General features: G+C 70.2%; 5 protein-coding genes. All 5 read left to right on the forward strand.

The genetic code is table 11. The features are described from left to right. The first annotated feature begins 49 nt into the window (after positions 1-49). The 5 genes from KIH73_RS07785 (at position 50) to KIH73_RS07805 (ending at position 6,444) form a co-directional block, all read left to right on the forward strand. Positions 50-649 (forward strand): TM2 domain-containing protein, encoded by a 600-nt coding sequence (locus KIH73_RS07785; protein ID WP_219082238.1) that lies wholly within the window; start codon positions 50-52, stop codon positions 647-649. Continuing rightward, entirely contained in the window at positions 650-1,801 is a 1,152-nt protein-coding gene (locus KIH73_RS07790) for a lipoate--protein ligase family protein (protein WP_219082240.1), read from the forward strand. Positions 1,802-1,813: 12 nt separating this feature from the next. Then, positions 1,814-2,533 carry a Crp/Fnr family transcriptional regulator gene (locus KIH73_RS07795; protein WP_219082241.1) on the forward strand — a complete coding sequence of 240 codons (720 nt, stop codon included), beginning with the start codon at positions 1,814-1,816 and terminating at the stop codon, positions 2,531-2,533. Between the two features lie 262 nt (positions 2,534-2,795). Beyond that, on the forward strand, positions 2,796-5,024 hold the full coding sequence (locus tag KIH73_RS07800) for a transglycosylase domain-containing protein (RefSeq protein WP_219082243.1): 2,229 nt from the start codon (positions 2,796-2,798) through the stop codon (positions 5,022-5,024). 322 nt (positions 5,025-5,346) lie between these two features. Then, entirely contained in the window at positions 5,347-6,444 is a 1,098-nt protein-coding gene (locus KIH73_RS07805; RefSeq protein ID WP_420830224.1) for an NADH:flavin oxidoreductase/NADH oxidase, read from the forward strand. Positions 6,445-6,593 lie beyond the last annotated feature (149 nt).

A 6,593-nucleotide genomic window follows, 5' to 3' on the forward strand; every position in this document is an offset into this window, starting at 1 on the left:
CGCATGGCGGAAACGGGGGCGTCGCCGGGATCCGGCGGCGCCCCGTCGTATGCCGGGGTCCGGTTTCAGGGTCGGTTCAGGGGTGACTGCGGTCGTGCGGCGCCGTGCGGTGGGTTATCGTGGTGGTGTGAACGAGAACGAGAACACCGGCGCCCCGCAGGGCGGATACGCGCAGAACCCCCAGTACGCGCAGCAGCCGTACGGCCAGCAGCCCTACGGCGGGACCGCGTACGGACAGCAGTCCTATGGTCAGCAGCCGTACGGCCAGCAGGCCGGGCAGGGCTACGGCCAGCAGCCCTACGGCGGCCAGGCGTACGGCCAGCAGTACGGCCAGGCGTACGGCCAGCAGCCGTACCGGCAGCCCGGCTACCAGGACCCCAACGTGCCGTATGGCTACGTGCCGCGCAACAAGCTCGTGGCCGGCCTGCTCGGCATCTTCCTGGGGTCGCTGGGCATCCACAACTTCTACCTGGGGTACACGTCCAAGGCGGTCTGCCAGCTGCTGCTCACCTGCGTGGGCTGGATCCTGTTCGGCCTCGGCCCGCTCGCCGCGGGCATCTGGGGCCTGGTCGAGGGCGTGCTCATCCTGTGCTCGAACGTCGGCTCGCCGTGGCACCGCGACGCGCGCGGCGTGGAGCTGCATGACTGAATGCGCGGCCTGTGCAAGCAGCCCGGCGGCAAGCTCGTCGCCGTCGCCGTCGAGTCCGGCGGCGGGGCGTGGTCCTGCCGCCTCGACGGCGACTTCTTCGCGGACGGCGCCGACGACGCGGCCTGCCGCGCGCTGATCGCGGACATCGAGGCCTCGCTGGCGGCCGTGGCCGCGGGCCCGGCGGCGACGGCCGACCCGGCGGCTGTCCGGGGCTCGGCGAGGGATGCGGTGGACGGCGCGATGCGGCGCCACCCCGCGGCCCGACTGGTCGGCGCGGACGCCGCGACGATCGCCACGGCCTTCCTGCGGGCCGTCGGCCTGGACGACGCCGGGGCCCGCGCCACGGCCGGCGGCCCGGTCGAACCGCGGCCCGCCGCGCCTCCCGAACCGGACTGGCGGGCCTTCTGGCGCGCCCTCGCCCCCGTCGTCGTGCGCGACCGGCCGCGCACCCCGGAGGAGCAGATGGCGCTCGACGAGCGGTGGGCCCGCGAGGTGGCCGCCGGAAAACGCCCCGCGACGCTGCGGTTCTGGGAGTGGTCGGCGCCGGCGGTCGTCGTCGGGCGCTTCCAGTCGATCCCCGACGAGGTGCGCGTCGACGAGGCTCGGCGGCTGGGGTTCCATGTCGTGCGGCGGTGCACCGGCGGCGGCGCGATGGTCGTCGAGCCCGACGGGGTGATCACCTACTCGCTGTATGCGCCCGCGGACGCCCTCGACGGCGTCGGCGCGGCCGAGGCGTACCGCCGGTGCGACGGATGGCTGGTGGCGGCGCTGCGCGGGCTGGGGCTGGACGCCGGATTCCAGGGGCTCAACGACATCGCCTCGGCGCGCGGGAAGATCGGCGGGGCGGCGCAGCGGCGCTTCCCGGCGGCGCACGGCGGGCCGGGCGCGGTGCTGCACCACACCACGCTGGCCTACGACCTCGACGGCGCGACGATGGCCGGCCTGCTCAACACCTCCCGCGAGAAGCTCTCCGACAAGGCCGTGCGCTCGGCGCGCCGGCGGGTCGACCCGCTGCGCTCGCAGACCGGGCTGCCGCGCCGGGCCGTGCTCGACGCGCTGACGGCTGCCGCGGCGCAGGCCGGCGGCACGGCCGCCCCGCGCGGCCGGGCATACAATGGGAGGACAGACCCCGGGGAGACGTCGAACGGATGATACGGAGGAGCAATGGCCGCTGCCACACCGAATGCCATTCCCCACGACGAGAACACGCTGCTGCACACCGCATTGTTCAAGCAGGTCTCGCCGGAGCAGGCGGAGGAGCTGATCCCCGCGCTGCATGAGGCGACATTCGACAAGGGCGACTACATCTTCCGCGAGGGCGACACCGACCACCGCATGTGGCTGCTGGAGAAGGGCCGGGTCAAGCTGATGCGCGAGTCGAACGACAGGCGCGTGCAGCTGCTGAGCATCCACGCCCGCGGCGAGGTGCTCGGCGAGATCCCGGTGTTCGACCCCAACGGCGGCCCGCGCACCGCCTCCGCCGTCGCGATGACCAACGGCACCCGCGTGGCCTGGCTGGAGCACGACGCGCTGTTCGACTGGCTGGACCGCTATCCGCGCGTCGCCGTGGACATGCTGCAGGTGCTGGCCAACCGCATGCGCCGCAACAACGAGCGCATCACCGACCTGGTGTTCATGGACGTGCCCGCGCGGCTGGCCAAGACCCTGCTCGACCTCGCGATGCGCTTCGGCGAGCCGGTGGAGGCCGGGCTCAAGGTGCCGCACGACCTGACGCAGGAGGAGATGGCCCAGCTGGTCGGCTCCTCGCGCGAGACGGTGAACAAGGCGCTGATGGACTTCTCGAACCGCGGGTGGATCGCGCGCGAGGGCCGCTCGATCATCATCTACCAGCCGGGCATGCTGATCCGCCGTTCGCGCCGGTAGCGCCGGGCGCGGTCGCGCGGCGGGGCCGGCGACGTCGTCCCGCGCGCCCGCGCCCGCGGCGGCGTCCGGGGCGCGGGCATGGCAGGGGCGTTCCGCGATGCGGTCGCCCATATGCGGCCGGCATGGCATCGGGGCGGGGTGGCCGTCGGCCGATTCGGCTGATTTTCAGCCGTTTTTGAGACAATTCCCCGGGTTGTGATGAATTCGCGTCGGGTGCCGCGAAACCCCGGCGAGGTACAGCCGCCCCTTTAGAATGGGCACCATGCCCAAGAAGAAATCGATGACCGTTCGCCGCGCGCTGTCGCTGGTGCTTGCCTACGTGGTGCTGTGCCTCGCCGGCGGCGTGGTGACCAGCTTGTTCTTCCTTCCCGCCGTGTTCGGCGCGAATACGGTGGCGAGGACCATCACCCCCTCGCTCCAGGTGGAGGGCATCGATTTCGATGTGACGAGCCTGCCGCAGCAGTCGCGCATGTACGCCTCCGACGGCTCGCTGATCGCGACGTTCTATTCGCAGAACCGCGTCGTCGTGCCGCTCAAGGACATCTCCGACTACATGCAGAAGGCCATCGTCGCCAGGGAGGACCGCCGGTTCTTCGAGCACTCCGGCGTCGACGTGCAGGGCGTGCTCCGCGCGTTCGTGCAGACCTACGTCGCCGGCGGCGACATGCAGGGCGGCTCCACGCTCACCCAGCAGTACGTCAAGAACGTGCTGATGGTGCAGGCGCGCGAGGACGACGACCCGATCGGCGAGTACCACGCCCAGGAGGACACCATCGCCCGCAAGCTGCGCGAGATGCTCATCGCGGTGCAGATGGAGAAGCAGTACTCCAAGCCGGAGATCCTGCAGGGCTACCTCAACATCGCCCAGTTCGGCAGCAACAACCTGTACGGCGTGGAGACCGCGGCGGAGCGGTACTTCAACACCTCGGCGGCCGACCTCAACATCGTCCAGTCGGCGACGATCGCCGCGATCACCAAGAACCCGACGAAGTACGACCCCTCGATCGAGGAGAACCTCGAGGAGTCCCAGAAGCAGCGCGACATCGTGCTCGGGCTCATGCTCGACCAGGGGTACATCTCGCAGGCCGAGTACGACGAGGCCGTCAACACCCCGATCCAGGACACGCTGGACATCCAGTCGGTCAACCAGGGCTGCCAGTCCGCCGGCGACGCGGCGTTCTTCTGCTCGTACGTGACGACGAAGATCCTCAACTCGGAGGAGTTCGGCGAGACCGAGGAGGACCGGCGCAAGCTGCTCAACGAGGGCGGCCTCGACATCTACACGACGATGGACGTGAACGCCAACAGCGCCGCCATGCAGGCGGCCCGCGACACGATCCCGCCGGAGGACCTCTCCGGCATGGAGGTGATGATCGCCGCGATCAGGCCCGGCACCGGCGAGGTGCTCGGCTTCGGCATCAACCGCTACTACGACGCCACCGACGCCGCGGCGACCGACCAGACCAAGACCTCGATGAACTACATGGTCGACCAGGTCGACGGCGGCGGATGGGGCGTCCAGGTCGGCTCGACATGGAAGCCGATCAACATGGTCGCCTGGCTGCAGCAGGGCCGGTCGATCAACGAGAGCCTGCGGACCTCGACGTCGTACTCGCTGAGCAGCTTCAACTGCAACGGCTACAGCTTCGCCAACACGACATGGCACGTCGAGAACTCCGGCGGCGGCACCGTGAGCCCGGAGACCCCGCTGCAGGGCCTGATCCGCTCGCACAACACCACGCAGGCCTCGATGGCCTCGCAGATCGGCCTGTGCGCGATCGCCGACGCGGCCACCGCGGTCGGCTACCACAACGCGCCGGCCACGGCGATGGACGTGTACTCGGACAACTCGTTCAACGCGCCGATGACCATCGGCTCGGTGCAGGCGTCGCCGCTGACGATGGCGAACGTCTACGCCACGCTCGGCGCCAACGGCGTGGCCTGCACGCCGATCGCGATGACCAGCGTGACCGACAAGAACGGCAACGAGATCGACGTGCCGGACGCGAACTGCCACCAGGCCATCGACCCGGAGATCGCGCAGACCGTGGCCTACGCGCTCAACCAGGGCGTCGTGACCGCCGGCGGCGAGGCCGCGACCACGCAGCTCGACAACGGGCGCAAGACCTTCGCCAAGACCGGCACCAACGAGAACACGTACATGCTGACGGCCGGATTCGTGCCGAACACCGTGGCCGCGTTCGTCGCGGTGGGCGACGCCCAGGACCCGATCAACAACAACTTCGACTACAAGACCATCAACGGCGTCTACCACTCGAACTGGTACGGCATGTACATCGCGACCCCCGCGTGGAAGCAGTTCATGAACACATACCTGGCCGCGATCAACGCGCCGATCGACAACGACTACGGGCAGCCCGCCGCCCGGTATCTGACGGCCGGCGGCGTGCGGTCGTCGCAGTCGTCGTCCGACGCGGACGGCGCGTCGGACGAGGCCGCGACCGACGAGACGCAGTCCGCGGACCAGTAGCCGGGGCCCGCGATTACGTAGTTGGAGAACGCCCGCCGAAACGGCGGGCGTTCCGCATACAATGAGGGCATCAGCGCGAAGGAGGACGACGATGCCTGCAGACAGCATCATCCATGACAATTTCGACTTCCGGGGCTTCTCCATGCCCCGCAAGGACGGCGAGCCCGACGGGCGGGCGTCGCGGACCCCCGACGACGGGCCACGCCGCGAGCCGAAGAAGGACGGGCGCGCCCCGGGCAAGGGCGGCAAGTCCGCCAAGGGCAAGGGCAAGGGCGGAAGCAAGGCCGCCAAGCAGGCGAAGGCGTTCAAGGACGGCACGCCGATGGACGGCAAGGCCCCGCTGCTGTTCACCCCGATGACGCTGCGCGGCCTGACGGTGCGCAACCGCATCTGGCTGCCCCCGATGGACATGTACTCGGCGTACGCGTGGGACGGCAGGCCCACGCCGTTCCACTACCAGCACTACGTCTCCCGCGCGCTCGGCGGCTTCGGCATGATCATCGCCGAGGCGACCGCGGTGTCGCCCGAGGGGCGCATCAGTCCCAAGGACGTCGGGTTGTGGGACGACGGGCAGATCGAGGCGTGGCGCTGGATCGTCGACGACGTGCGCAACGCCGGCGCGGCGATGGCCGTGCAGCTCAACCACGCCGGGCGCAAGGGCTCGGGCGGCTGCTTCGGCGTCGGCCACGAGAACGGGAGCGTGCCGCCCGAGGAGGGCGGCTGGCAGACGGTCGCGCCGAGCGCGAAGGCCTACGGGCGGTACGCCGCGCCGCGCGAGCTGAGCGTGGACGAGATCCACGGCGTCGTATGGCAGTTCGCCCAGGCGGCGCGCCGCGCCGTGGCCGCCGGGTTCCAGGCCGTCCAGATCCACGGCGCGCACGGCTACCTGATCTCGCAGTTCCTCGACCCGCTCGTCAACGAGCGCGAGGACGAATACGGCGGCGGGTTCGAGGGGCGCATCCGCCTGCTGGTGGAGATCGTGGACGCGGTGCGCGCGGCCATCCCCGAGGACATGCCGCTGATGGTGCGACTGTCGGCCACCGACTGGGCCGCCGGCGGCTGGGATCTCGACCAGAGCGTCATGCTGACCCGCGTGCTCAAGGCGCACGGCGTCGACCTGATGGACGTCTCGACCGGCGGGATCGTGCCGGACGTCACGATCCCGGTCAAGCCGAACTACCAGGTGCCGTTCTCGGCGCGGATCCGCGAACGCGCCGACGTGCCGACCACGGCGGTCGGCCTGATCACCAAGCCCAAGCAGGCCGAGAAGATCCTGCGCGCCGGCGAGGCCGACGCGGTCGAGATCGGGCGCGCCGCGCTGCGCGACCCCTACTGGCCGATGCGCGCCGCCCACAAGCTGGGCGTCGCCGCCGAGGACGTCCCCTACCCCGACCAGTACGTGCGCGGCGCCTACCGCTGATGCGCCGCATCGTATGACAAGGGGGCTCTTCCGGTTTTCGTGTGTGTGATGGGAGAGCCGTGGGGCATCATGGTTGGTTGTGAAGAAGATAACCGAAGATGTCTCACGGCCTGTACGCGAGTTTAACAGGTTCGACGGGGATGCGTTGT

Source organism: Bifidobacterium phasiani (assembly GCF_019331775.1).
Classification (GTDB): Bacteria; Actinomycetota; Actinomycetes; order Actinomycetales; family Bifidobacteriaceae; genus Bifidobacterium; species Bifidobacterium phasiani.